Raw genomic sequence first — 26,112 nt, forward strand, 5'->3', positions numbered from 1 at the left:
GGATCAGGCAACGTTCGCCCTCTCGACCGCAGTTCGTAGCTGCTGGCGGGGAACAGACCAAGTCGAGCCGTTGGCCACGGGGGAGCGGGCCGGCGTGCTGGACGTGCGTCGGTGCACGACCCACAGCTACAAGGGCACACAGTTGTACACCTGCCGCGCGACGTGGCGTTTCGCCGGCGAGCGTACCGGCGAGGGGTATGTCGACGCGGGCAGCGAGCCGACGAGAAAGGGCTCCACGGTCGCCGCCGACGACTGGGGATACCGCTCGCGCGGCGATCTGCTGGGCTCGGTGCTGCCGAAGGCCGGGTTCGTCCTGCTGGTGCTTGGCGAACTGGCCGTCTTGCCGGCCGTCCCGCGGTTCGGGCGCAGGCGTCGATGGCGTCGAGATGCCGGTGTCGGCGGGCCGGAAGGCGACCGGCTCGCTGCTGCGTATGCGGTCAAGGCATGCTGTCGATGCTGGCTCGGACTTTGGCGATGACGTCGGCGGGGAGCGTGGCGTAGCCCTCGAAACTGAGGTCCTGCTGGCCTTTCTGGCCGGCGATGTAGGCGAGAAAAGCCTTGGTGGCGGGCCAGGTTGCCGGCTTGTTGCCTTTGTTGCAGACGACTTCGTAGGTGACCATGTCGATGGGATAGGCGTTCGCGGCCTTGGTCGTGTAGTCGAGGGTGAGCGTGATGTCGCCCTCGCTACCGGACATCTTCGCTCCTGCGATGGCTTTCGACGCGTTGATGATGTTCGGGTCGACGGGGGAAGGGGCGCCCGTGGCGATGGAGGTCGTGGGGATGGCGTTGTCGATGGCGTACGGCAATTCGAAGTAGCCGATCGCGCCCGCTGTCTGTTTGACCTTGGTGGCCAGACCTGAGGAGCCTGTGGCGGACTGGCCGCCCTTGGCGACCCATTGCTTGCCGTGCTTGTACGGCCAGGCGCTGGATGCGGTGGCGCTCAGGTAGGAGGTGAAGTTGTCGGTGGTGCCCGAGGCGTCGGCGCGGTGCAACGGCCGGATCGGCATCTTCGGCAACGTGGTGCCCGGGTTGAGCTTCGCGATCGCGGGATCGTTCCACATGGTGATCTGCGAGTCGAAGATCTTCGCGAGCGTGGGGGCGTCGAGGACCAGTTTGCTGACTCCCCGGACGTTGTAGCCGACCGCGATCGGGCCGCCGAGCATCGGCAGGTCGACGGCGCGCCCGCCGTCGGCGCAGACACTCTTGGACTGGGCGATCTGATCCGGGCTCAGCGCGGAGTCGGAGCCTGCGAGCGCGGTGCGGCCCTGCAGAAAGTCCGTCTGCCCGGCTCCGGATCCGGTGCCGTTGTAGGTGATCCGGGTGCCTGGGCATGCCCGCGTAAAGTTCTTGATCCAGTACCGCATGGCGTACTGCTGCGCGGTCGAGCCGGATGCCAGCAGGTTGGCCGCCTTGCCGCAGGCGATGCCACCGGCGGCGATGGTGGTGGAGGCGAGGGGAGTGGCGGGCGCCGTGCCGGAGGGGGTGGACGACTTGTGCTCCGCGCCGCAGCCGGTCAGGACCAGGGCGCCACAGACCGCCGCCGCGCCGATGGCCCGGGGATACGGCCTGCTCTTCGGGTGAGGCGTCACTGTCGGGCGTTCCTTCCTGTGCGTAACGACCCCATTGCTCAGAGTGTTCACCCTTCGAGATGGACGGCGCACCCTCCCGCGGCAAACGGCGGAAGATCGAGGCTTCGGGCAGGTCGGCGGCGCGGCGGGCGTTCCGCGGTCTCACAGCCGCACGATGACCAGGGCCGTGTCGTCGGTGGCGCCCCCCGGCGGCAACAGCTCCAGCAGGACCGAGTCCGCGAGCCGCTCGGGGGCCTCCGCGCGGTGGCGGGCGAGGGAGTCGGCGAGGCGGGCCAGGCCGGTGTCGATGTCCTCGTGTCTGCGCTCGATCAGGCCGTCGGTGTAGAGGACGAGGGTGGCGCCCTCGCTGTACGTCGTGCAGGCCTCCGGCCGGGGGATCGGCTCGGGGCGGGCGTCCAGCGGCGGGTCGGTGGCCCGGTCGAGGAACTCCACGCGGCCGTCGGCATGGACGAGCACCGGCGGCGGGTGGCCCGCGCTGCTGTACGTGATGGTGTACTCGTCGAAGTCGATGAACGTCGTGACCACCGTGGCCGATTCGGCGCCGTCGACCACGTTCGCGTACCGGCCGAGCACGTTGAGCGCCTCGCCCGGCCCCACGGCCACGCGGGAGGCGGCGCTCAGCGCGCTGCGCAGCTGGCCCATGACCCCTGCGGCCGCCAGGCCGTGCCCGACCACGTCGCCCACCGCCACGCCGATCCGGTTGCCGCCCACCAGGTCGACGAGGTCGTACCAGTCCCCGCACACGTTCAGCGCGCCGACCGCGGGCCGGTAGCGCACGGCCACGTCGTGATGGCCGACCTGCCGGCGGGCGGGCAGCATCGCCTCCTGCAGGGCGAGGGCCACCTCGCGCTCACGTGCGTGCGCCTGGCGCAACCGCTCGTTGAGCTCCTGCAGTTCGCGGGCGCGGGTGTACAGCTCGGCCTCGAGGACGCGGCCCCGGCTGCCGCTCGGACCGCCGCGGGCCTTGATCAGCTCGGTGACCTCCTCGACCCGGTGCACCAGCAGTACCACCTTGCCGTCCGGCCCGATCACCGGCGCGTTGACCGGGCTCCAGTAGCGCTCCTCCCACTCGCCGGGCTGCTCGGGGTCCTCGACGTCGTACCGCTGCAGGGCCATGGTGTCGCGCTCGCCCGTGTCGACCACCCGCTGCAGTGAGGCCGCGAGGTTGCGCATGCCGGACGCGCCGTCGTCGTTCGGGTTGTCGGGGAAGACGTCGAACAGATAGCGGCCGACCACCTGCTCACGGGTGCGCCGCGCATTGCGCAGGAACTCCTCGTTGGCGTCCGCGTAGACCAGGTCGGGGGTCAGGAGCGCCACCATCCCCGGCAGGCACTGGAACACCGCCGCGTAGTCGATCGCCGCATCGTTCATGGCTTCCGCCTAACTGCCGGGTTCGCTCTATTTTCCTACGTCGTACGACGTATGTACTGACCCCGTTGTGTCAGGCCGGAGATTCCGTCAGCGACTGCTCGGCCCAGATGACCTTCCCTTCGGGGACGAAACGGGTTCCCCACCGCTGGGTGAACTGGGAGACCAGCAGCAGCCCGCGGCCGCCCTCGTCGGTGGTGCGCGGATGGCGCAGATGGGGTGCGGTGGCGCCGCCGTCGGAGACCTCGCAGATCAGGGCGCTTTCCCTGATCAGGCGCAGCCGGATCGGGCCGTCCGCGTGCCGGATGGCGTTGGTGACCAGCTCGCTCACGACCAGTTCCGTGGTGAAGGCGAACTCCTCCAGGCCCCACTCGGCCAGCTGCCGGGCGGCCTCCTTGCGGGCGTCGGCGACGATGGCCGGGTCGGCGGGAAGGTCCCAGTCGGCGACCTGGTCCTCGCCGAGCAGCCTGGTGCGGGCCATCAGCAGGGCCACGTCGTCGTACGGGCGGTCCGGGACCAGTGCGTCGACCACGGCCCGGCAGCGCAGGTCGAGCGAGGGCGCGACCCGCTCCAGGGCCCGGCGCAGGCGGTCGCGGCCCGCGTCGACGGCCCAGTCCTCGCCGCGGGCCAGCAGACCGTCGGTGTGCAGCGCGAGTGTGCTGCCCTCCGCGAGGGCCAGCTCGACGGCCTCGAAGGGCAGTCCGCCCGCGCCGAGCGGCGGCCCCTGCGGGAGGTCGACGAAGCTGACGGTGCCGTCGGGCAGGACGACGGCCGGCGCGGGATGTCCGGCGGCGGCCATCGAGCACTGCCCGTCGACGGGGTCGTAGACGACGTACACACACCCCGCCCCCGCGACCTGGACGCCGCCGGAATCCGATCCGTCCGGATCGACGCCCTCCTCGCGGGCGGTCTGCGCGACCAGGTCGTCGAGGTGCGCGAGCACCTCCTCGGGCGGCAGATCCAGCGCCGCGAGGGTCCGTACGGCGGTGCGCAGACGCCCCATGGCCGCGGCGGCGTCGATGCCGTGTCCGGGGACCTCGCCCACCACCAGGGCGACGCGCGCGCCGGACAGGGGGATGAGGTCGTACCAGTCGCCGCCCAGGCCGGTCAGTTCGTCGGCCGGCCGGTAGCAGGCGGCCACCTCCACCGCGTTCTGCTCGGGCAGCCGGTGGGGGAGCAGGCTGCGCTGCAGCACCAGCGCGGCATTGCGCTCGCGGGTGTAGCGGCGGGCGTTGTCCACGCAGACCGCCGCCCGCGACACCAGGTCCTCGGCCAGGCTCAGGTCGTCCTCGTCGAACGGCTCCTGACGTGCACGCCGGAAGAACGTGGTGACGCCCAGCGTGACGCCCCGCGCACGGATCGGCACGATGATCACGCTGTGCAGCCCGAGTTCCAGGAAGGTGGCTTCCCGGCCGCCCGGAATGCCGGTGGCCCACTCCTTGGCGAGCGGGTCGAGGCGTTCCTCGCGCCAGGACCGGCCCGTGGTGAGACTGCGGATCGGGGGCGACCCGGCGACATAGGCGGCCACCTCGCCGATCTCCACGACGGCCTCCGGCGTCCCCGGGTGCACCGACTGGTGGCCGGCCCGGCGCAGCGGCACCGGATGGGCGTCGCTCAGCGGTCCGGGGGCCTGCTCGGCGCCCCGCAGCACCGACTCCAGCAGGTCCACGCAGATGTAGTCGGCGAACCCGGGCACGGCCACGTCGGCCAGCTCCTGCGCGGTCCGCACGATGTCCAGCGTGCGGCCGATGTGCTCGCCGGCCCGGTCGAGGAGGGCCAGCCGCTGCCGGGCGCGGTGCCGTTCGGTGACGTCGACGACGGTGTAGTAGACGCCCATGGGGTGGCCCCGGTCGTCGTCGAGCCGGGTGAACGACATCATGTGCGCCGTCTCGCGGTGCGGTGCGGACCGTATGCGGCCCACGTGCTCGTACCCGACGACCGCCCGGCCGGTCGCCAGCACCTGCCGCATCTGCTCCTCGATCGCCTCGGTGTCGATGCCCGGCTGGATGTCCGCCATCCGCAGCCCGAGCCGATCCTGCGGCGAACCGCCGCCGAATTTCGCCAGGGCGTCGTTGGACCACACGAAGCGCAGGTTGGCGTCCACGATCGCTATGCCGACGGGCGAGCCGTTGACCATCTGCTCCAGCACCGGGCGGCTCATGTCCCAGCCGCCGGCGTCGGCCATGTCGGAGACCAGCACCAGCCAGTGCGCGACTCCGCCGGGTTCGACCGCCGGAGTGACCCGCACCATGACGCGGACCGGCCGGCCGTCCTTGCGGCGGGCGGTGAGCAGTCCCGCCCAGCCGCCGTCCCTGCGGCACCGCTCGGCGAGCTCGGGCAGGCGCGCGGCGTCCTCGGTGGTGAGCAGCCCGGTCACCCGGGTGCCCACCACCTCGGCAGCGGCATAGTTCAGCAGCCGCTGTGCGTCCCGCGTCCAGCTGGTCACCACGCCCTGTGCGTCGAGCAACAAGGGCACGGCATCGGCCACGTCGAACCGCTGCCGGGCGACGTCCTGCTCCTCGTGAGTGCCCACGGCCGACCTCTCTGTCGCTGAGAGTGGTCTACCACCTCTTGTCCCCATCTTCACCCTTCCAGGATGGAGTGGAGGTATGCACCCGGCCCGGCGGGAGCGGGGGTGCGGGGCGGGACGAGGGGCGGCGCGGCGGAGCCGTGGGACCCCTGTGGGTCAGGCCTTCTGCGCCAGTACCCGCTCCAGCGAACCCAGCGCCGACTCCAGCTCCTCCCCGGTGATCGTCAGCGGCGGCGCCAGCCGGATGGTGGAGCCGTGGGTGTCCTTCACCAGGATGCCCTCGCGCTGGAGCCGTTCGCTGATCTCGCGGCCGGTGCCGATGGCGGGGTCGATGTCGACGCCGGCCCACAGGCCGCGGGCGCGGAAGCCGGTCACGCCGCTGCCGACCAGCGCGGCCAGGCCGCCCCGCAGAACCACGCCCAGCTCGGCCGCCCGGCGCTGGTACTCACCCGTCTCGAGCAGTTCGACGACGGCCGTGCCGACCGCGGCTGCCAGGGGGTTCCCGCCGAAGGTCGAGCCGTGCTCGCCCGGGCGCAGCACACCGAGCACGTCCCGGCGGGCGACCACCGCGGACACCGGGACGATGCCGCCGCCCAGCGCCTTGCCGAGCAGCAGCACGTCCGGGACGACGCCCTCGTGCTCGACGGCGAGGGTGCGGCCCGTGCGGCCGAGCCCCGACTGGATCTCGTCGGCGATGAACAGGCAGCCCTTGCGCCGGGTCAGCTCGCGTACACCGGTGAGGTAGCCGTCGTCGGGGATGACGACGCCCGCCTCGCCCTGGATGGGCTCGATGAGCACGGCCGCCGTCGTCTCGTCGACGGCCGCCTCCAGCGCCGCCAGGTCGTTGTACGGCACGATCCGGAAGCCCGGGGTGAACGGGCCGAAGCCCGCCCGTGCGGTCTCGTCCGTGGAGAAGCTGACGATCGTCGTCGTACGGCCGTGGAAGTTCTCCGCGGCGACCACGATCGTGGCCTGGTCGGCCGGGACGCCCTTGACCTCGTAGGCCCACTTGCGGGCGACCTTGATGCCGGACTCGACCGCCTCGGCGCCCGTGTTCATCGGCAGCACCATGTCGAGGCCGGTCAACTCGGCCAGCCGCTCCGCGAATTCGGCCAGCTTGTCGTTGTGGAAGGCGCGCGAGGTGAGGGTGAGGCGGTCCAGCTGGCGGTGGGCCGCGTCGATCAGCGCCGGGTGGCGGTGACCGAAGTTCAGGGCCGAGTAACCGGCCAGCATGTCGAGGTAGCGGCGGCCCTCGACGTCCTCCACCCAGGTGCCCTCGGCGCGCGCGACGACCACGGGCAGCGGGTGGTAGTTGTGCGCCAGGACCGGTTCCTCGGCGCGGATGAGGTCGGCGGACGTGCGCGTGGTCACGGGAGCGGTCATGAACGGATCTCCTGGGTGCAGCACTTGATGCCGCCGCCTGCCTTGCGGAACTCGGACAGGTCGACGGGCACGGGGACATAGCCGCGGTCGGCGAGGGCGGTGGCGAGGGACTCGGCCTGGGGCGCGATGAACACGTTCTTGCCGTCGGACACGGAGTTGAGGCCGAAGGCCAGTGCGTCGTCCAGGGTGGCGAGCACGGCGTCCGGGTACAGCCGCGCCAGCACCTCCCGGCTGCCCGGCGAGAACGCCTCCGGGTAGTAGGAGACGTTGTCGTCGTCCAGGACGAACAGCGCCGTGTCCAGGTGGTAGAAGCGCGGGTCCACCAGCGTCAGGCTGATCACCGGGTGGCCGAAGAACTCCTGCACCTCGCGGTGCGCCTCCCGGGTCGTACGGAATCCGGTGCCGGCCAGGACGTAGCGTCCCGTCCAGACCAGGTCGCCCTCGCCCTCGCACACGGACTCGGGGCGGTGGACGGCGAAGCCGGCCGACTTGAACCACGTGTCGTAGTGCGTGGACTCGGGGCGCCGCTCGGGCGCGTGGAAGAGGGAGCCGAAGACGCGGCCGTCCACGACGACCGCCGAGTTCGCGGCGAAGACCATGTCCGGGAGACCGGGGGCCGGCTCCAGGGTGTCGACGGTGTGGCCGTGGGCCCGGTAGGCGCCGATCAGCGCCTGCCACTGCTCGTGGGCCAGGTCCACGTCGACGCGGACATCGGGTTGCATCCAGGGGTTGATCGCGTACTGCACGGCGAAATGTCTGGGTTCGCAGACGAGGAAGCGCCGCCGGCGCGGCACACGGGAGTCGGACACAGAGGGGTTCCTCCGCTTTCCTGCGGTGTCGACTGGGGTTGACACCAAGGTAGGAAGTGACGGAGACGGGCGACAAGCAACGAGAATTGCGTGTCCGCGCAGGAATGCTGCGTCTTTGGCCGAGAGGGCGCAGGTTCGCTGCGCGCTCGGATGTTTATTCGGGCGCGGGCTGGGTGGCGCCCGCTTCGGGGCTTTCCGGGAGCAGGTGGGACAGCACCATCACGCTGATGGTCTTGCGGATGAAGGGCTCGACGCGGATGCGTTCCAGCACCTCCTCGAAGTGCTCCACGTCCCGCGCCCGCACATGCAGCAGCGCGTCCGCGCCGCCGGTCACCGTCATCGCTGCGGTGATCTCCGGGTGGTTGCGCACGACCTCCGCGAGCCGTCGCGGGGGAGCGGCCCCCTCGCAGTACACCTCGACGTACGCCTCCGTGCGCCAGCCCAGCGCCTCCGGCTGCACGGTGGCCGTGAACCCGGTGATCACGCCCGTGTCGCGCAGCCGGTCCACGCGCCGCTTCACCGCCGTCGACGACAACCCGACGGCCGCGCCGATCTCGGCGAAGCTCGTCCTGGCGTTCGCCATCAGGGCCGTGATGATCTTCCGGTCGAGCTCGTCGAAGGGGGCCGGCCTGCTGTTCATGTGGGCACTGTATCCAGCGGGAACGTCAACGCCCCGGCACATGTCCAGGCGTACGGATTCCACCTACACTCCGGGTTCATGCTGCGCGCCCTCGCCGTCGACGACGAACGCCCCTCGCTGGAGGAACTGCTCTATCTGCTCAACGCCGATCCCCGCATCGGCAGCGCGGAGGGCGCCGGCGACGCGACCGAGGCGCTGCGCCGCATCAACCGCGCGCTGGAGTCCGGTCCGGGCGGTCCCGAGGCGATCGACGTCGTCTTCCTCGACATCCACATGCCCGGTCTCGACGGGCTCGACCTGGCCCGGCTGCTGACCGGCTTCGCCCAGCCGCCGCTGGTCGTGTTCGTCACCGCCCACGAGGACTTCGCCGTCCAGGCCTTCGACCTCAAGGCCGTCGACTACGTCCTCAAACCGGTTCGCAAGGAACGCCTCGCCGAGGCCGTCCGCCGCGCTGCCGAGCTCACCGGCAGCGCCCCGCGCATCCCCGTGCACGAGCCCGACCCCGACCACATACCCGTCGAACTCGGCGGCGTGACCCGCTTCGTGTCCGTCGACGACATCACCCACGTCGAGGCCCAGGGCGACTACGCTCGCCTGCACACCGACAAGGGCAGCCACCTCGTACGCATCCCGCTGTCCACCCTGGAGGAGCGCTGGCGCTCCCGCGGCTTCGTCCGCATCCACCGCCGCCACCTCGTCGCCCTGCGGCACGTCGGCGAACTCCGCCTGGACGCGGGCACGGTGAGCGTCGTGGTCGGCGGCGAGGACCTCCAGGTCAGCCGCCGCCACGCACGCGAGCTGCGGGACCTACTGATGAGGAGGCCCTGACCGTGCCCCACCAGGACCCCGCCGAGCGCCGCGTCGTCGTCACCGGCCCGCCCCGCCGCACCCGCCGCGCCTCCGGCTACTACCGGCCGCGCACCGAGATCGACGAGCAGACCACCCTCGGCCACACCTACGTCCGCTCCCTCATGCGCACCCAACTCCGCGCCGCCCTCACGGTGTTCGCGGTCCTCGGCCTGCTCATCGGCCCGCTGCCGCTGCTCTTCGCGGCCATGCCGGACGCCCACCGCCTCGAGTGGCTCGTCCTCGGCTTCTGCCTGTACGCCCCCCTGGTCCTGCTCGCCCGCTGGTACGTGAGGCGTGCCGAGCGCAACGAACGGGACTTCGTGCGGCTCGTAGAAGACCGATGAACTCCAGTTACGCCGTCCCGGCGGTCGCTCTGGTGGTCGTGGCGACCGTACTGGTCGGCGCGTTCGGTCTGCGCATCTCCCGCACCACCTCCGACTTCTACGTCGCCTCCCGCACCGTCGGCCCCCGCCTCAACGCGGCCGCCATCAGCGGCGAGTACCTCTCCGCCGCCTCCTTCCTCGGCATCGCGGGCCTGGTCCTGGTGCAGGGCCCCGACATGCTCTGGTACCCCGTGGGCTACACGGCCGGCTACCTCGTCCTGCTGATCTTCGTCGCCGCCCCGCTGCGCCGCTCCGGCGCCTACACCCTGCCCGACTTCGCCGAGGCCCGGCTCGCCTCCCACGGCGTGCGGCGGCTTGCCGGGGCCTTCGTCGTCGGCGTCGGCTGGCTGTATCTGCTGCCCCAACTCCAGGGCGCCGGGCTGACGTTGACGGTGCTCACCGGCGCCCCCGACTCGCTCGGCGGGCTGATCGTGGCCGTCGTCGTGGTCGCCACCGTCGCCGCCGGCGGCATGCGCAGCATCACCTTCGTGCAGGCGTTCCAGTACTGGCTCAAGCTCACCGCCCTGCTCGTGCCCGTCCTCTTCCTGGTCCTCGCCTGGCAGGGCGACGGCGCCCCCAGCCACGCCTTCGAGGAACCGGCGACCTTCCGCGAGCAGCGCGTCGTACGCGTCGACGACAGCGTCGACCTCACCCTCGACCGGCCGCTCACGGTCACCGTCAGCGGCACCGTCGACGGCCGCCCGCACGACGACCAGCGGCTCCAACTCCCCGCCGGCACCCACCACATCGAGGCCGGCACCCGGCTGACCTTCGCCAAGGGCGACCGGGTCCCGGCCGCCGACCGCGGCAGCAACGGCGGCATGTCCACCTCGCTCGCCGCGGGCCGCGAGGAACGCCCGCTGTACGCCACGTACGGACTGATCCTCGCCACCTTCCTCGGAACCATGGGCCTGCCGCACGTGGTCGTCCGCTTCTACACCAGCCCGCACGGCGTGGCGGCCCGCCGCACCACGGTCGCCGTGCTCGCCCTGATCGGCGTCTTCTACCTCCTGCCGCCGGTCTACGGCGCCCTCGGCCGGCTCTACACCCCCGAACTCACCCTCACCGGCAATGCGGACGCCTCCGTACTGCTGCTTCCCGACCGGATGATCGGAGGCGTCGGCGGCGACCTGCTCGGCGCGCTGGTCGCGGGCGGGGCCTTCGCCGCGTTCCTGTCCACGGCGTCCGGGCTGACCATGGCCGTCGCGGGCGTGCTCACCCAGGACGTCCTGCCGACGCGCGGCGTACGGCACTTCAGGCTCGGCACGGTGCTCTCCATGGCCGTGCCGCTCGCCGCCAGCGTGCTCGTGGGCGGGCTGCCGGTCGCCGACGCGGTGGGCCTGGCCTTCGCCGTGTCCGCCTCGTCCTTCTGCCCGCTGCTCGTCCTCGGCATCTGGTGGCGGCGGCTGACCCCGCCGGGCGCGGCCGCCGGGATGCTGGTCGGCGGCGGCTCCGCGTTCGTCGCGGTGGCCGTCACCATGGCCGACTTCCCCGGTACGGGCCCGCTGCACGCGCTGCTCGCCTGGCCCGCGCTCTGGTCCGTGCCGCTGGGCTTCCTCACCATGGTGCTGGTGTCCCTGGCCACCCCGGGTCGGGTGCCGACCGGGACGGAGGCGATCCTGGCCCGGTTCCATCTGCCGGAGGACCTGCGTGCGGAGGTGAAGGCATGAGCGGATTCCTCGCCGGCCTGTGCGTGGCCGTACTCCCACTGCTGGCCGCCGGTTTCTGGCTCGGCAGGCGCACCGCACGTCCCGAGAGCCTCGGCGGTCTCGGCACCCCCGTCGAGCACGCCACCTTCCAGACCCTGCACACCGCCTCGCTCGCCGCACCCCCGCTGCGGGCCGGGCTGACGGAGGAGACCGCCCGCAAGTCGGCCCGCAGACTGCGCACCCTCCTGGGCACGGACGCGCTGTGTCTGAGCGACCAGAAGGAGGTCCTGGTCTGGGACGGTGTGGGCGGCCACCACCGCACCGAGATCATGGAACGCCTGGCCGGACCACTGGAGACCGGTCGCGGCGAGGCCTTCCGGCTCAAGTGCGACACCCCGGACTGCCCGGTGCGCTGGGCGGTCGTCGCCCCGCTCACCGTCGACGACCGTGTGCACGGCGCACTGGTCGCCTGCGCACCCCGCGAGTCCGCCGTCCTCGTCCGGGCCGCCGGCGAGGTCGCCCGCTGGGTGAGCGTCCAGCTGGAGTTGGCCGACCTCGACCAGTCCCGCACCCGCCTGATCGAGGCCGAGATCAAGGCACTTCGGGCGCAGATCTCCCCGCACTTCATCTTCAACTCGCTCGCGGTGATCGCCTCGTTCGTCCGTACCGACCCCGAGCGCGCCCGCGAACTCCTTCTGGAATTCGCCGACTTCACCCGCTACTCGTTCCGCAGGCACGGCGACTTCACCACCCTCGCCGACGAACTGCACGCCATCGACCACTACTTGGCCCTGGTGCGGGCACGCTTCGGCGACCGCCTCTCCGTCACCCTGCAGATCGCCCCCGAGGTGCTGCCGGTCGCCCTGCCCTTCCTGTGCCTGCAGCCGCTCGTCGAGAACGCCGTCAAGCACGGTCTGGAGGGCAAGGCGGCACCGGTGGGCAAGAGCCACATCAGCATCACCGCGCAGGACGCCGGCGCCGAGGCCCTGGTCGTCATCGAGGACGACGGCGCCGGAATGGACCCCGTCCTGCTGCGCCGCATCCTCGCCGGCGAGATCAGCCCGTCCGGCGGCATCGGCCTGTCCAACGTCGACGACCGGCTCCGCCAGGTCTACGGCGACGACTACGGGCTCGTCATCGAGACCGCCGTGGGAGCGGGCATGAAGATCACCGCCCGGCTGCCGAAATACCAGCCGGGGGTGCACTCGGCCGGGCGGATGACCCAGGAATGAGGGTCACGCGCCGCGGGTGTCCGACGAGCTGCGGGAGCCTCAGGAGCTGCGGGAGGCGACCATCCCGAGGGTGAGCAGGCCCAGCACGACCCAGCCGAACCACAGCCAGCCGTTGGAGCCGAGCGCCACCGTGTAGGCGGTCACCACGACCAGACCGCCGACGGTGAGCACCCCCATCGCCTTGGTAGAACCGTCCGTAGAACCGGGCATCGCAACACCCTCCTCAGGATTCGTCCCCCTCCATGGTGCCCCCGTTCTGCTTCCGGGCGGTGCACACGACGAAATGAGTGCCCGACTTCCACGCGCCCTGGCTGGTCCAGGAGCCGGAGGTGTAGACCGAGGGGTCGAAGCCGTAGTCGCTCGGCGGCACGTCCTTCGCACAGGCCGCATCCGACTCCGTACGGGCCTCGGTGAGCGTCACGTCCTTGCCCAGCCGGGTGAAACCGAGCACCTGCTCGTCGTGCGGGCCGGCGCAGGAGACCAGCCGGGCGTCGCGGTTGGAACGGGCCTGCAGACAGTCCCGGCGCTGCATGTTCGCCGTGTCGGTGAAGGCCGAGCCGACCTTCCGGTGATCGCCGAGCGGCCCGAAGACCGGCCCGTGGGCGCCCAGCACCAGACAGGCGGTGCGCCGGCCCGCGGTGTCGAAACCGGCGTCGCTCGGCACGACGGCGAGGCTGCGGACGTCCGCCAGGCGCTCCCGGATCTCCTGCGTCCGCTGCTCGCACCGCTCCGGGCCCAGCTTGCGCGCCTCGCCCGCGGAGGCGGCGGACACGAACGCCATCACCTGTCCGTCGGGCGCCTTGGCCTGGCAGGTCGGGTCCGGCGTCAGTCGCGGTGTGCCCTGGAAACGCGCCGAGCCCGGCCAGTCGGCGGTCACGCACTCCCCGTCCTTGAGCGGCTCGGCGAGCCCGACGGCCGAACCGTACGGCGACGTCCTGCCGCCGTCGGCCGTCTCGCCACGGTTGGCCATCGCGTACCAGACACCGCCCAGCGCCAGCACCAGGCCGAGGGAGGCCGCGAGAACGGCCCGCAGGACCCGTGGCAGCTCGCGGCGCCGGTGGGCGGGCCCGGGAGCGACGACGACGGGCCCGAAGCCGTTCGACGCGGGCCCCGGGCCCGGCCCGGGCGGGGGAGGCGCGGGAGCGGGCGCCATCCCGGCCCACGGCGGCTGCGAGCCGAGGTCGGTCTGGGTGCGGGCGTACGAGTCGGCCTGCGGTGTGACGATCCGTGTCAGCGCCGCCTCGGCCTCCGGCGCGGACGGCCGCCGCGCCGGATCCTTCGCGAGCAGCGCCTGCACCACGGGGCCCAGCGCACCGGCACGGACGGCCGGGCGCGGCTCCTCCATGACCACCGCGGTGACCTCGGCAAGGTTCGACTCCCGCTCGAAGGGGCCGCGGCCCTCGACGCCGAAGTACAGCGTGCAGCCCAGCGAGAACAGATCGGCGGCCGGGGTCGGCGGCCCGCCCGTGGCACGCTCCGGCGCCAGATAGCCCGACGTCCCCACCAGCACCGACGCCAGCGTGTACCGGGTCTCACCGCCGTCCGGCTGCACCGAGATGCCGTAGTCGGTGAGCAGGATGCGACCGTACGGCGCCCCGGTGCGGTCCGGCGCCAGCAGGATGTTCGCCGGCTTCACGTCCCGGTGCATGACACCCCGGTCGTGCCCGGCGGTCAGCGCGTCGAGGACGGCGAGCCCGATGCGGGCGCACTCCGCGGGCGCGAGCGGGCCGCGCTGCTGCACCAGGTCGCGCAGGTCGACGGCGCCCGACACGTACTCCATGACGATCCACGGCAGCCCCTCGTGCTCCAGCACGTCGTGCACCGTGACCACATGCGGATGGCCGCGCAGCCCCGCCGCGTGCCGGGCCTCCGCGCGGGCCCGGGCGACCCGGGCCTCCAGCTCGTCCCCGACCGGCCCCGGGCCCCGGAACACGATCTCCTTGAGCGCGACCTCGCAGGCGAGTCTCTGGTCGTGGGCGAGCCAGACATGGCCCATGCCGCCGCTGCCGAGCCGGTTCAGCAGCAGATAACGGCCGGCGATGACCCGGCCCACTCCCGACGTCGGTGATCCTGAATGCATCCGGTGACTCCCGGGTTCTGCGGGGGCGCTACATGATCGCGCTCGAGGCGGGCCCGGAGGACGCGGGCTCACTCGTGGCGGGTGCGCTGCTCGCCGGCTCGCTGGTGGCCGGGGCGTTCGTGGTCTGGGGCGGCGGTGCGCTGCTGGTGACCGGGTCGCTGGGCGGGGGCGCGCTGCTCGTCACCGGGTCGCTCGGCGGCGGGGCGCTGCTGGTCACCGGGGCGCTGCTCGGAGGCGCACTGGTGGTCGTCGGCGGCGCGCTCGACGGCGGTGCCTTGGAGCTGGGCGGTGCGCTCGACGGCGGCGCGGAGGACGAGGACCCGCCGCCGCTGCTCGACGGCGAGGACGGCGGCGCCGACGACGAAGACGACGACGGTGGTGATGACGACGACGAGGACGGCGGCGTCTTGGACGGTTCCGAGCTCGAGGGCGGCGGCGGAGTGGTCGACCCCTCGGACTTCCCCCCGGCCACGCTCAGCATCACGTACTGGCCGAACTGCAGCTCGGTCCCGGCCGGCGGGTCGGACGCCGTCACCCGCGCATTGTCGGGTGGCCGCGACTTGCCGTCGTACCCGACCGCGAGCCCCTTGTCCGCCAGCCGACGGCTCGCGTCCCCGAACGTCGTCCCGGCGAGATCGGGCACCGCGCGCTCCTTGCGCGTGTTGAACGTCTTGTCGTGCGCGCCCGTCGTGCCGACCGGCCGCTCGATGCCCCGGGCGGGATCGTCGACGTCGACCAGAGCGAGCTGCTGCATTTTCCGGGGCGCCGGCTGTACGGCCACCACGGAGGAACGCTCGTATCCCCGCCACTTCTTGTTGCCGTCCTCGAACTTGACCGAAATCCTGTTCGTGTCGGCGGTGAAGGGACGCAGCGGATTTCCGCACGAGCACTTCACAGCCGGAAGTCCCTGTTCATCGACGAGAACGGCGATTCCCGCCTGGAGCAGGGAGTTGTAGGGGACGGCCTTGCCCTTTTTGTAGTCGTGATTCTTCACGAGAGTGTCGTGGCGCAGGAGAACTGGAGTGAGCCGGTCCAGATATTGCGGAATCTCGGCCGTGGTGATGTTCAGGGCAGCCGCCCACGCCTGTGCCTTCTGCTTGTTCCCGGGATCCGTGAGGAATGCCTTGAGCTGCTTGACGTCGCAGATGGTCGGCTTCCTCGTGCCCCCGTACAGACCAGGTGTGTCGCCCTGCTGCAGGCTGCCGTGCACCGCCTGCGACCTGACCCCCGCGGCGTCATGGCCCAGCCCGCTGCCCTCGTCGAAGAATGGCGCGAGAGCGGGAACTCCCGCGGCCACCGCCTTCACGACGAGCAGCGGCGTATTTCGATCACACCCGCTGAGTGCGAGTAAGAAAACGAGCAGGACGGCGATCCTGCGAATCGCCGATTTTCCGGCCCCTTGCATAAATGCACGAAGTGTCATCACCGCTCCCCCCGGCGGTTCCCCCAATGCACTTCATGCTACTGAAAGCTTCCGGACGGCGAAGCCTTCAACGCCCGCGTGCGTTCAATGAGGCCAAATAGGCGTTGTATGCCTCGAGTTCCTTGTCGCCGTCGCGGTCGGCGGCCCGGTCCATGCGCTTGGCCTGCCGCTGCTCGGAGCCGTACCACTGGAACAGCAGGGCGATCAGCACCAGCACCGACGGAATCTCGCTGAACGCCCAGGCGATGCCGCCGGCCGCGGTCTGGTCGGAGAGCGCGTCGATGCCGAGGGAGGCCGGCGGGTTCTTGAACGTCTCGACCATCGGCGTCGACGCCATCATCAGCGCGATGCCGAAGAACGCGTGGAACGGCATGCCCGCGAACAGCTCCAGCATCCGCATCAGATAGCCCGGCCGCTGCGGGCCGGGGTCCACGCCGATGATCGGCCAGAAGAAGACCACGCCCACGGCGAGGAAGTGCACCATCATCGCGATGTGCCCCGTCTTGGAGCCCATCAGGAAGTCGAAGATCGGGGTGAAGTACAGCGCGTACAGGCTCGCGATGAACAGCGGGATGGTGAACGCCGGGTGCGTGATGATCCGCATGTACCGGCTGTGCAGCAGCATCAGCAGCAGCTCACGCGGCCCCTTCCGGCCCTTGCCGGCAGTCGGCAGCGCGCGCAGGGCCAGGGTGACCGGGGCGCCGAGCAGGATCAGGATCGGCGAGAGCATGCTGATGATCATGTGCTGCACCATGTGCACGCTGAACATGACCATGCCGTAGTCGTTGAGCCTGGTGCACATGACGAGCCCGATGGTCAGCACACCGAGGACGAACGAGACCGTCCGCGCCGGCGACCACTTGTCACCGCGCCGCCGCAGCCGCACGACGCCGTACGCATACAGCCCGAGCCCCACCAGGCAGGCCACGAGAAAGAACGGGTCCGCCGACCACTGAAGCCCCCGCCCCAGCGTGAACGGCGGCAGATCCATGGTCATGCCGTGCCCGCTGTGATCCATTTCGCCGGCTCCTGATTCGTGGGGGGTTGTGCGATGTGTCCGCCCCACAGACTAGAACCGCCCCCGGCCGCAGTTGCGACCGGGGGCGATTCTTCGATGCCGTACGGGAACGGTTGTGTGCTAGAGCACGCACTCCGCCTCGTCGTACCGCTCGGAAGGAACCGTCTTCAGCGTCTCGACCGCCTCCGCCAGCGGCACCATCACGATGTCCGTGCCGCGCAGAGCGGTCATCTTGCCGAACTCGCCCCGGTGCACGGCCTCCACGGCGTGCCAGCCGAAGCGGGTGGCGAGCACGCGGTCGTACGCGGTCGGCGTGCCGCCACGCTGCACGTGCCCCAGGATGACCGGCCGTGCTTCCTTGCCGAGCCGCTCCTCCAGCTCGATCGAAAGCTGACGCGCGATCCCGGCGAAGCGCTCGTGGCCGTAGATGTCCTTGCCGCCCTCGTCGAACTCCATGGACCCGGCCTTGGGCTTGGCCCCCTCGGCCGCCACGACGATCGCGAAGCGCTTGCCGGCCTCGAACCGCTCGCCGACCCGCTTGGCCAACTCCTCGATGTCGAAGGGCCGTTCCGGTACGACGATGGCGTGCGCGCCGGCCGCCATGCCGGAGTGCAGCGCGATCCAGCCGGTGTGCCGGCCCATGACCTCGACGACGAGCACCCGCTGGTGCGACTCGGCGGTGGTCTTCAGCCGGTCCAGCGCCTCCGTCGCCACACCCACGGCCGTGTCGAAGCCGAAGGTGACGTCCGTGACGGCGATGTCGTTGTCGATGGTCTTCGGGACGCCGACGATCGGCAGCCCGCTGTCGTACATCAGCCGGGCCGCCTTGAGCGTGCCCTCACCGCCGATGGGGATGATCGCGTCGAGGCCGAGCTCCTCGACATGGCCCTTGGCCCGCTCCACACCGTCCCGCAGATGGGAGGGCTGGACGCGGGAGGAGCCGAGGATCGTGCCGCCGCGGGCCAGAATGCCGCCCACCGCATCGAGGTCGAGCTTGAGGTAGTCGCACTCCAGGAGGCCCTTCCAGCCGTCCCGGAAGCCGATGACCTCGTCGCCGTGGTCGACGACGGCACGGTGCACGACGGACCGGATGACGGCGTTCAGGCCGGGGCAGTCGCCGCCGGACGTGAGGACACCAATGCGCATAGCCCGAAAAACCTTCTCAACGTGGTCGGGTCCGGACCACGCTGTCCGGCTCGAACCCCGCCACCCTAGCGGCAGGAGGGGGCGGGGCCGAAGCGTGCGTCCGCCTGCTGGACGCGCCCGCTCAGGTGTGCGGAGACCGCGTCAGACGGGCTGGTGAAACCAACCTGGAGTGCAGATGAACACCCAGCTCAGGCGGGCTGCTGCGCAGCCGCGATGCGCTCGTTGCGCAAGGCCTCGTACCAGCGGTCGTCGGTCGGCGGCAGCGCGTTCACGTCCAGCGCCAGCTTCAGCAGCAGGTCGGCGATCTGCGGATTGCGCGCGAGCACGGGTCCGTGCATGTACGTACCGAAGACCGTGTCGTTGTACGCGCCCTCCGTACCGTCGCCCGTGCCGTTGCCGTTGCCCAGCCGGACATTGGCCAAGGGGCGGGCGGTGGGGCCGAGATGCGTGACGCCCTGGTGGTTCTCGAAGCCGGTCAGCGGCGGCAGGCCGAGCCGCGGGTCGATGTCGGCGAGCACGTCACCGACGCACCGCGCACCCTCACCACGTACCGAGACCACGTCCAGCAGACCCAGACCGGGCTCGCGCTGGCCGAGGTCGTTGATGAACTCGTGGCCGAGGATCTGGTAGCCGGCGCAGACCGAGAAGACGATCGCGCCGTTCTCCACGGCCCGGTGCAGTCCGCCGTCGCGACGCAGCCGCTCGGCGGCGAGCCGCTGCGGACGGTCCTCGCCGCCGCCGATGAGGTAGATGTCACCGGAGGTCGGGATCGGCTGGTCGCTGCGCACGTCGAGGCGCGCCACGTCGAGGCCGCGCTGGCGGGCCCGGCGCTCCACGACGAGGACGTTGCCCTGGTCGCCGTAGGTGCTGAGCAGGTCGGGGTAGATCCAGACGACCCGCAGGCTGTTGTCGCTCACAAATGTCCCCTGAGTTGTCAGTTGCCGACGCGGCGGCGCAGGTCCTGGAACGCGGTGTAGTTGGCGATGACCTCGATCCGGCCCGGCGGGCACTTCTGCACCGCCTGGTCGAGGTCCTCGCAGACCTGGAAGTGCTGGTTCGCGACCTCCAGACGCACCGCGAGGTCCAGCTTCCGGTCGCCGATCACGCAGATCGGGTGGCCGGTCAGGCGCGTGTAGTCGACGTCCCACAGCCAGGAGGTGTCGGTGCCGTCGGCGCCGCGCGCGTTCACGGAGAGGATCACCGGGGTCGGCGGAGGATCGATCAGGCTGAACGTTTCGAGCCAGCCCGCCGGGTTCTTCGCGAGCAGCAGCCGCAGGTCGCGCTGCTGGAACTGCACCACGTCGTAGCGGCCGGCCACGGCCTGCACCTGGTACATGCGTTCCAGGGCGACCTGCGGCGGCACACCGAAGACGGCGGCGACGGCGGCGGAGCTCGCGGCGTTCGCCTTGTTGGCGCGGCCGGGCAGCTGGAGGTGGATCGGCCAGGCGGAGCCGTGCGGGTCGAGGACGTGGTCGCCGGAGAGCGCCCAGCTCGGCGTCGGCCGGCGGAAACCGCACTCGCCGCAGAACCAGTCGTCACCCGGACGCTGCATCACACCGCCGCAGGACGGGCAGGACCAGGCGTCGTCCTTCCACATCTGCCCGGCGGCGACCCAGATCACGTTGGGGGAGGAGGAGGCGGCCCACACGACCAGCGGGTCGTCGGCGTTGGCGACGATGACGGCCTTGGACCCGGCGAGCCCCTCGCGCCAGTTCTCCGCGAGCATGCGGGTCTCGGCGGCGCGGTCGAGCTGGTCGCGGGAGAGGTTCAGCAGTGCGATGCACTTGGGGTCGGTGTCCCGGGCGACCCCGGCGAGGTACTTCTCGTCGACCTCGATGACGCCGAACCGGGCGTCCGAGCTGCCCGCGAGGGCCGAGGTGATGCCGGCCGGCATGTTCGCGCCGAGCGCGTTGGAGACGACCGGACCGGCGGCCCGCAGCGCCTCGGCGATCAGCCGGGTGGTGGTGGTCTTGCCGTTGGTCGCCGAGACCAGGGTCACGTCCAGGTTCTGGGCGAGCCGTGCGAGGAGGTCGGGGTCGAGCTTGAGTGCCACCCGGCCACCGATCACCGAACCGCTCCCGCGCCCCGCGGCGCGCGATGCCGCAGCGACCGCCTTGCCCGCGGTCACGGCCAGCTTGGCCCGCGGCGTGAGCGGGTCCGAGTTGCCTGCCATCAGTTCTCGATCCTCCTTGCGTACGCGCCGCGCCTGAAGCCTTACGGCAACGTGGTGTGGACCTCAGCCTATCGAGATCTGTTCACGCTCCCGAACCGCGGGCGCCTGCGCGGCGGGCGCGAGCCTACGGGACCGTAATCTTGCGCCCATGCGACACGGCTCCATCCCCGGCGCCCGAGGGCGAGTGAGACCTCTCACCCTGTTCGGCGACCCCATACTGCACGCCCCCGGCAAGGAGGTCACCGAATTCGGGCCCGAACTGGCCGCTCTCGTGGAGGACTTGTTCGCAACGATGTACGCGGCGCAGGGGGTCGGTCTGGCCGCGAACCAGATCGGTGAATCTTTGCGCGTGTTCGTGTACGACTGCCCCGACGATGAGGATGTTCGTCACTTGGGGCACGTGGTGAACCCACGTCTGGTGGAGGCGGACGGTGTGGTGATCCGCGGTCCGGAGGGCTGTCTGTCGCTGCCGGGCCTGGAGGCGGGGACCGAGCGCCACGACCATGCGGTGGTCGAGGGCTTCACGGTGACCGGGGAGCCGGTCACCGTGCACGGGACGGGTTTCTTCGCCCGCTGCCTGCAGCACGAGTGCGACCACCTGGAGGGCAGGGTCTACGCCGACCACTTGAGGGGTCGGCGCCACCGCCGCCTGATGCGACAGGTGGCACGCGCCTCCTGGCACCGTCCGCGTTAGAAGCCGGGTCCGCCCATCTTGTCCCCGGCCGCCGCAAGCCGTCCCCACAGCAGGTCGGCGAGGCTGCGTACCAACTCCGCGCGCGAGCAGGGCCGTTCGCCCAGCCACCAGTCGCCGGCGGCGTGCATCATGCCGACGATTCCGTGCCCCCACACCCGGGCCAGCTGCTGACCGCCCGGTCCGAGGTCCAGGCGGTCCTCGATGACCTGGGCCAGCTCCTCGCCCATGCGCCGGAGCAGCGGAATCGAATGCTTGCCGACGTCGAAGCCCTGGTCGCCCGTCTGGCTGCCCTCCGCCGGATGCATCAGGAACCGGTACACCTGCGGGCGCAGCTCGATCGCCGCGAGGTAGGTGTCGAGCGTGGCCTCGACCCGCTCCCGCCGGTCCGCCGGGGCGTCGAGCGCCGCTCTGAGCGAGTTGAGCAGGGCGTCCGTGTGCCGCTTGGCCAAGGCGGCGTACAGTCCGCTCTTGTCACCGAAGTGCCGGTACAGGATCGGCTTCGTGATGCCGGCCTCCGCCGCGATCGCGTTCATCGAGGCCTGTGGGCCGTCGCGCAGCACCACTCGGTCCGCGGCCTCCAGCAGTTCGCGCCGGCGACGGTCGGCGGACCGTTGCTGCTCGGTCCGCTGCGTGGTGTCCATGAGCTCTCCCCACCCGTGCTGATTCGGTAACGCCTGCGCAAACTAACACTCAACCTGCATCCTGCATCGAACGGGCTGCCGAGGCGTCATCAGGAGTTGACTTTTCCTACCCGTGGGTAACACACTCGAGTTACCGCTAGTAACATGCATGTGTGCCGCCGCTGGAGGGGTCATGGCCGAGTTCACCATGGAGCTCAACGACGAACAGAAGGAGGTCCGGGACTGGTTGCACGGCTTCGCGGCCGACGTGATCCGCCCCGCGGCCGCCGAATGGGACGAGCGTGAGGAGACTCCCTGGCCGGTCATCCAGGAGGCCGCGAAGGTTGGCATCTACTCCCTCGACTTCTACGCCCAGCAGTATTTCGACCCCACCGGCCTCGGCATCCCGATGGCCATGGAGGAGCTGTTCTGGGGCGATGCGGGCATCGCCCTGTCGATCGTAGGCACGGGTCTGGCCGCCGTGGGCGTTCTCGCCAACGGAACCGAGGAACAGATCGGCACCTGGATCCCCCAGATGTACGGCGACGCCAACGACGTAAAGGTCGCCGCGTTCTGCTCCTCCGAGCCCGACGCCGGTTCCGACGTGGCCTCCATGCGAACGCGTGCGGTGTACGACGAGGCCAAGGACGAGTGGGTGCTCAACGGCACCAAGACCTGGGCGACCAACGGCGGCATCGCCAACGTCCACGTGGTCGTGGCCGTCGTCGACCCGGAGCTCGGCTCCAAGGGCCACGCGTCCTTCATCGTCCCGCCGAACACGCCGGGGCTGTCCCAGGGCCAGAAGTTCAAGAAGCACGGCATCCGCGCCTCGCACACCGCCGAGGTCGTCCTGGAGAACGCGCGCGTGCCCGGTTCCTGCCTCCTCGGCGGCAAGGCGAAGCTCGACGAGCGCCTCGCCCGGGCCCGGGAGCGGGCCAAGGCGGGCGGCGAGCGCGTGAAGAACGCGGCGATGGCCACGTTCGAGGCGTCCCGCCCGGCGGTCGGCGCGATGGCCGTCGGTACCGCCCGGGCCGCGTACGAGGTGGCCCTCGACTACGCAAAGACCCGTGAGCAGTTCGGCCGCCCGATCATCGACAACCAGGGTGTCGCCTTCCAGCTCGCGGACATGCGTACGTCCATCGACGCGGCTCGGCTGCTGGTCTGGCGCGCGTCCTGGATGGCGGTCAACGGCAAGCAGTTCACGGCCGCCGAGGGCTCCATGTCCAAGCTGTTCGCGAGCGAGACCGCGAAGAAGGTCACCGCGCAGGCGATCCAGATCCTCGGCGGCAACGGCTACACCCGGGAGTACCCGGTGGAGCGGATGCACCGTGACGCCGCGATCTACACGATCTTCGAGGGCACGAGCGAGATCCAGCGGTTGGTGATCGCCCGCACCCTCTCGGGGATGCCGATCCGGTAGCACCTTCGGGACTCCGGATGGTCCCCCGGCCGGTACCGGCCGGGGGACCACTGCGTCCACCGCTGCGGCACCCATCGGTGCAGGCAGGTCAGGCAGACGGTGCGACACCTTCTCGATGTTCATGCCACCACATTGCGGACACAGCACAGCAACCCCCACCCGTGCACGACGGACGAGGTCAGCGGTGTCGTAGAGGTGTCAGCTGCTCGATGTCGTAGCGGCGTCGCAGGTCCTCGATGGCCCGGTGGTCCGGTGGTGCCCCGCTGCCGAGGATCTCGAGGAGCTCCTCGAAGTAGCGCTCGTGGTCGGGTGGCGGGGACGCCTGGAAGAACATCTTCGCGGGCCGGTCGGTCGGGTTGGCGAAGGCGTGCGGGCAGCCCGGCGGTACGACGATGACCGTGCCCGGGGTCGCACGCACCACGCGGTTGCCCGAACTCGACTCCCACCTCTGCCAGTTGTCGGGGGTACGGATGCGGGGCTCGAAGGCGAGCACGTCCAGTTCGCCCTCGAGCACGTAGAACAACTCCTCGCTGCGGGTGTGCACATGGGCGCCGACGTCGAAGCCGGGTGGCACCTCGACCTCGAAGGTGGACGCCGTGCGCGAGTGCGTGCCGGTCACCTTGAACGTCACGCGCTGCGCCGGGGTCTGGACGACCCGGCCGTGTCCCGGCGGTACCAGCAGCCCCTCCGTCGCAGTCATCGGCCGCTCACCACGTGACCGGCAGTGCTTCGGGTCCCCGGATCAACGCGCCCTTCTTGAACGGAACTTGGCCCGGCTCCACGGCGAGCTTCAGACCCGGCAGCCGGTCCAGCAGGGCGTCGACCAGCAGCTCGGACTCCAGACGGGCCAGCATGCCGCCCGGGCAGTAGTGCGGGCCGAAGCCGAAGGACACATGGGGGTTCGGGGCGCGGGTGAGGTCGATGGTCTCGGGGTCGGGGAAGACGTCCGGGTCGCGGTTGGCGGCAAGGTAGGAGACGTAGATCGGGTCGCCGGCGCGGATTCGTACGCCCTTGATCTCCACGTCCTCCATGGCGATGCGCGACAGGCCGACCGCGTTGCGGTGCGGGATGTAGCGCAGCAGCTCGTCGATGGCCTGCGGGCGGATCTCCGGCTCGGCCCGCAGCCGTTCGGCCAGGTCCGGGCGGGTCAGCAGGAGGTAGAACATCTGGCCGCTGTTGTTGGTGACCGCCTCGCCGCCGATCTGCAGCAGCACCGCGAGGCCCACGGCCTCCTCCAGGGAGATCTCGCCGCGGCCGACGGCGGCACCCAGCAGCGACGCCACGTCCTCGCCGGAGCTGCCCTCCCTGAGGCCGATGAGGTCGGCGAAGTAGGCACCCATCTCGTTCTTGGCCTTCTCGCTGACCTTGGCACCGTGCGAGGAGGACAGGATGAGCTGGGTCCAGGTGTGCATGCCCTGCCGGTCGGCGGCCGGGACGCCCATCAGCTCGCAGATCACGGCGATGGGGAAGGGGGTCAGGACGCTCGCGGTGAGGTCCGCCGGCGGCCCGTCCTGCAGCAGCTCGTCGACCAGCTCGTCCAGCATCCGCCGGGACCGCTCCCGCACCCGCTCCACGCCCTTCGCGGTGAACGCGGCGGCCACCGAGCGGCGCAGCCGGGTGTGGTCCGGCGGGTCGAGGAAGCCGACCGCGCCCCGCTGCGGGATGAAGTGCGGGGCGAGCCGGGTGACCGGCTGGTCCATGACCGCCTCACGGCTGAAGCGGGGGTCGTTGGTCACCATGCGCACGTCGTCGTGTCGCGTGACGAGCCAGGCCCAGCCCTCGCCGTTGGGCAGCTGGATACGGGTGACGGGGCCCTCGCGCATCAGCTCGGCCAGCACCGGGTCGAAGTCGACGCCGGTCAGGTCGAGGGCCGGCCAGTGCCTGACCGGGGGAAGCGTCTCGGTGAGGGTTTCCTCAGCCATGGCGTGACCACGCTCTCTCTTCGTCCCGGGTGCACCAGCGGCCCAGGGTCATCTCCGCGGTGATGCCGGGACCGAACCCGGCGAGCAGTCCGCGCGCCCGGTGCTGGGCACCGCCCTCGTCGAACAGCCGGCGCAGCGCGTCCAGGACGACGGCGCTGGCGATGTTGCCGTACTCGGTGAGGGTGGCCCGGCTGAACCGGAAGGCGTGCGGGTCGACCTGCAGGAACTTGCTGAGGTCGTCGAGGATGCGGGGGCCGCCCGCGTGCACGATGTAGAAGTCCAGGTCGGCGGCGTCCCAGCCGTGCAGCCCGGCCAGATCCTGCAGCGCCGGCGCCAGCGGCTCCATGGTGCCCGGCACCCGCTTGTCCAGCAGGAAGTGGAATCCGGTGGCCCGGACGTCGTACATGATCCACTCCTCGGTCTTGGGGATCAGGTACGAGCCGTTGCGCTCGAGCTCGATGCCCTCGCCGCCCCGGCCGCGCACCACCGCGGCGGCTATCCCGTCGCCGAACAGACCGTTGGAGAGCAGGGATCCGATGGCCAGGTCGGTGGGCTGGTAGCACAGCGAGCAGAACTCGCAGGCCACGATCAGCGCGTTGGCGTCGGGATAGGCCGTGCAGAAGTCGTGCGCGCGGTTGATCGCCGCGCCGCCGGCCGCACAGCCCAGCTGGGCGATGGGTATCTGGCGGGTGGTGGAGTCGAAGTCCATCTCGTTGATCAGCCAGGCGGTGAGCGAGGGCATCATGAAGCCCGTGCAGGAGACGTAGATGATCACGTCGATGTCGGAGGCCAGAACCTCGGCGTCGTCGAGCGCCCGCTGGATGACCTCGGGGACCCGGGCCTTCGCCTCGGCCACGTAGATCTTGTTGCGCTCCTCGAAACCGGGGTGCTTGAGGGTCTCCTCGATCGGCTGCACGATGTGTCGCGTGCGGACGCCGGTGTTCTCGATCAGCCGGAGGGCCAGCGGCAGTTGGGGGTGGTCTGCGTGGCGGGAGCGTGCCAGCTCCAGCGTCTCCTCCATCGTGATCACGTGCTCTGGTACGGACACCGAGGGTCTGCACAAAGTCGCCATGAACCGTGCCTGCTTTCGCCGTCCGGAAGGCCTGCGCCCCCCGGTCAGAAAGTGGATCACCGCAGCGGGTGGTTCCCCCACGATCACCCGACCCCACGGCGATCTCGCGCCG

At 70.9% G+C, this 26,112-nt stretch carries 24 protein-coding genes; 7 read left to right on the forward strand and 17 right to left on the reverse strand.

Translation table 11 applies throughout. The features are described 5' to 3' along the window. The first annotated feature begins 94 nt into the window (after positions 1 to 94). Positions 95 to 478: a hypothetical protein gene (locus ACFY1L_RS20800; RefSeq protein ID WP_388825984.1), complete on the forward strand. Its 384-nt coding sequence runs from the start codon at positions 95 to 97 to the stop codon at positions 476 to 478. On the opposite strand, the gene pstS is transcribed toward ACFY1L_RS20800, so the two are convergent. The 6 genes from pstS to ACFY1L_RS20830 form a co-directional block, all read right to left on the reverse strand. Then, positions 438 to 1,589, reverse strand: a complete 1,152-nt coding sequence (gene pstS / locus ACFY1L_RS20805) for a phosphate ABC transporter substrate-binding protein PstS (RefSeq protein WP_388825987.1) — start codon at positions 1,587 to 1,589, stop codon at positions 438 to 440. The two genes, ACFY1L_RS20800 and pstS, sit on opposite strands and share 41 nt — an antisense overlap. 141 nt (positions 1,590 to 1,730) lie before the next feature. Then, positions 1,731 to 2,960, reverse strand: coding sequence for a PP2C family protein-serine/threonine phosphatase (locus tag ACFY1L_RS20810; RefSeq protein ID WP_388825990.1), 1,230 nt, complete (start codon positions 2,958 to 2,960; stop codon positions 1,731 to 1,733). 70 nt (positions 2,961 to 3,030) lie between these two features. Beyond that, the gene (locus tag ACFY1L_RS20815) at positions 3,031 to 5,490 is read right to left on the reverse strand and encodes a SpoIIE family protein phosphatase (protein ID WP_388825993.1); all 2,460 of its coding nucleotides are present in this window, start codon (positions 5,488 to 5,490) and stop codon (positions 3,031 to 3,033) included. Between the two features lie 153 nt (positions 5,491 to 5,643). Further along, positions 5,644 to 6,870, reverse strand: a complete 1,227-nt coding sequence (gene rocD, locus ACFY1L_RS20820) for an ornithine--oxo-acid transaminase (RefSeq protein ID WP_388825996.1) — start codon at positions 6,868 to 6,870, stop codon at positions 5,644 to 5,646. Continuing rightward, positions 6,867 to 7,679 carry a dimethylargininase gene (ddaH, locus tag ACFY1L_RS20825; RefSeq protein ID WP_388825999.1) on the reverse strand — a complete coding sequence of 271 codons (813 nt, stop codon included), beginning with the start codon at positions 7,677 to 7,679 and terminating at the stop codon, positions 6,867 to 6,869. Before ddaH ends, rocD begins: the two co-directional genes overlap by 4 nt. 154 nt (positions 7,680 to 7,833) lie before the next feature. Further along, positions 7,834 to 8,319 carry an Lrp/AsnC family transcriptional regulator gene (locus ACFY1L_RS20830; protein WP_361271979.1) on the reverse strand — a complete coding sequence of 162 codons (486 nt, stop codon included), beginning with the start codon at positions 8,317 to 8,319 and terminating at the stop codon, positions 7,834 to 7,836. Positions 8,320 to 8,397: 78 nt separating this feature from the next. On the opposite strand from ACFY1L_RS20830, the gene ACFY1L_RS20835 reads away from it, so the two are divergent. The 4 genes from ACFY1L_RS20835 to ACFY1L_RS20850 are packed head-to-tail and all read left to right on the forward strand — an operon-like array spanning position 8,398 to position 12,432. Beyond that, complete coding sequence (locus tag ACFY1L_RS20835) at positions 8,398 to 9,147, forward strand: LytR/AlgR family response regulator transcription factor (protein ID WP_388826001.1); 750 nt, start codon at positions 8,398 to 8,400, stop codon at positions 9,145 to 9,147. After that, a complete protein-coding gene (locus ACFY1L_RS20840) occupies positions 9,144 to 9,512 on the forward strand; it encodes a hypothetical protein (protein ID WP_388826901.1) in 369 nt (122 codons plus the stop codon). Before ACFY1L_RS20835 ends, ACFY1L_RS20840 begins: the two co-directional genes overlap by 4 nt. Then, positions 9,509 to 11,221, forward strand: coding sequence for a cation acetate symporter (locus tag ACFY1L_RS20845; RefSeq protein ID WP_388826004.1), 1,713 nt, complete (start codon positions 9,509 to 9,511; stop codon positions 11,219 to 11,221). Before ACFY1L_RS20840 ends, ACFY1L_RS20845 begins: the two co-directional genes overlap by 4 nt. Continuing rightward, positions 11,218 to 12,432, forward strand: coding sequence for a sensor histidine kinase (locus ACFY1L_RS20850; protein WP_388826007.1), 1,215 nt, complete (start codon positions 11,218 to 11,220; stop codon positions 12,430 to 12,432). The genes ACFY1L_RS20845 and ACFY1L_RS20850 overlap by 4 nt, the downstream gene beginning before the upstream one ends. A 39-nt stretch (positions 12,433 to 12,471) precedes the next feature. Here the strand turns inward: ACFY1L_RS20850 and ACFY1L_RS20855 are convergent, their stop codons facing one another. From ACFY1L_RS20855 to ACFY1L_RS20885, 7 genes are all read right to left on the reverse strand, one after another. After that, positions 12,472 to 12,642, reverse strand: coding sequence for a hypothetical protein (locus ACFY1L_RS20855; protein WP_388826010.1), 171 nt, complete (start codon positions 12,640 to 12,642; stop codon positions 12,472 to 12,474). 13 nt (positions 12,643 to 12,655) lie between these two features. Further along, positions 12,656 to 14,512, reverse strand: a complete 1,857-nt coding sequence (locus tag ACFY1L_RS20860; RefSeq protein ID WP_388826013.1) for a septum formation family protein — start codon at positions 14,510 to 14,512, stop codon at positions 12,656 to 12,658. Positions 14,513 to 14,540: 28 nt separating this feature from the next. Beyond that, positions 14,541 to 15,818, reverse strand: a complete 1,278-nt coding sequence (locus ACFY1L_RS20865; protein ID WP_388826016.1) for a DUF6777 domain-containing protein — start codon at positions 15,816 to 15,818, stop codon at positions 14,541 to 14,543. Between the two features lie 184 nt (positions 15,819 to 16,002). Further along, positions 16,003 to 16,953, reverse strand: a complete 951-nt coding sequence (locus tag ACFY1L_RS20870) for a cytochrome c oxidase assembly protein (RefSeq protein WP_388826019.1) — start codon at positions 16,951 to 16,953, stop codon at positions 16,003 to 16,005. A gap of 120 nt (positions 16,954 to 17,073) precedes the next feature. After that, positions 17,074 to 18,099, reverse strand: coding sequence for a 6-phosphofructokinase (locus tag ACFY1L_RS20875; protein WP_351329211.1), 1,026 nt, complete (start codon positions 18,097 to 18,099; stop codon positions 17,074 to 17,076). Between the two features lie 188 nt (positions 18,100 to 18,287). Continuing rightward, a complete protein-coding gene (locus ACFY1L_RS20880; protein WP_361271959.1) occupies positions 18,288 to 19,016 on the reverse strand; it encodes a glutamine amidotransferase in 729 nt (242 codons plus the stop codon). A gap of 17 nt (positions 19,017 to 19,033) precedes the next feature. Then, complete coding sequence (locus tag ACFY1L_RS20885) at positions 19,034 to 20,272, reverse strand: MurT ligase domain-containing protein (protein ID WP_388826023.1); 1,239 nt, start codon at positions 20,270 to 20,272, stop codon at positions 19,034 to 19,036. 148 nt (positions 20,273 to 20,420) lie between these two features. Between ACFY1L_RS20885 and def the strand changes: the two genes are divergently transcribed. Next, the gene (def, locus tag ACFY1L_RS20890; RefSeq protein WP_388826026.1) at positions 20,421 to 20,966 is read left to right on the forward strand and encodes a peptide deformylase; all 546 of its coding nucleotides are present in this window, start codon (positions 20,421 to 20,423) and stop codon (positions 20,964 to 20,966) included. On the opposite strand, the gene ACFY1L_RS20895 is transcribed toward def, so the two are convergent. Then, positions 20,963 to 21,607 (reverse strand): TetR family transcriptional regulator, encoded by a 645-nt coding sequence (locus ACFY1L_RS20895; protein WP_388826029.1) that lies wholly within the window; start codon positions 21,605 to 21,607, stop codon positions 20,963 to 20,965. The two genes, def and ACFY1L_RS20895, sit on opposite strands and share 4 nt — an antisense overlap. A 172-nt stretch (positions 21,608 to 21,779) precedes the next feature. Between ACFY1L_RS20895 and ACFY1L_RS20900 the strand changes: the two genes are divergently transcribed. Beyond that, positions 21,780 to 23,006, forward strand: a complete 1,227-nt coding sequence (locus ACFY1L_RS20900; protein ID WP_388826032.1) for an acyl-CoA dehydrogenase family protein — start codon at positions 21,780 to 21,782, stop codon at positions 23,004 to 23,006. 178 nt (positions 23,007 to 23,184) lie between these two features. Here ACFY1L_RS20900 and ACFY1L_RS20905 read toward each other — a convergent pair whose 3' ends face one another. The 3 genes from ACFY1L_RS20905 to ACFY1L_RS20915 are packed head-to-tail and all read right to left on the reverse strand — an operon-like array spanning position 23,185 to position 26,048. Then, positions 23,185 to 23,706 (reverse strand): cupin domain-containing protein, encoded by a 522-nt coding sequence (locus ACFY1L_RS20905; RefSeq protein WP_388826034.1) that lies wholly within the window; start codon positions 23,704 to 23,706, stop codon positions 23,185 to 23,187. 7 nt (positions 23,707 to 23,713) lie between these two features. Continuing rightward, positions 23,714 to 24,928 (reverse strand): cytochrome P450, encoded by a 1,215-nt coding sequence (locus ACFY1L_RS20910; RefSeq protein ID WP_388826037.1) that lies wholly within the window; start codon positions 24,926 to 24,928, stop codon positions 23,714 to 23,716. After that, positions 24,921 to 26,048 carry a type III polyketide synthase gene (locus ACFY1L_RS20915; RefSeq protein WP_388826904.1) on the reverse strand — a complete coding sequence of 376 codons (1,128 nt, stop codon included), beginning with the start codon at positions 26,046 to 26,048 and terminating at the stop codon, positions 24,921 to 24,923. The genes ACFY1L_RS20910 and ACFY1L_RS20915 overlap by 8 nt, the downstream gene beginning before the upstream one ends. Between the last annotated feature and the right edge of the window lie 64 nt (positions 26,049 to 26,112).

This window comes from Streptomyces sp. NPDC001663, from assembly GCF_042893105.1.
Classification (GTDB): domain Bacteria; phylum Actinomycetota; class Actinomycetes; order Streptomycetales; family Streptomycetaceae; genus Streptomyces.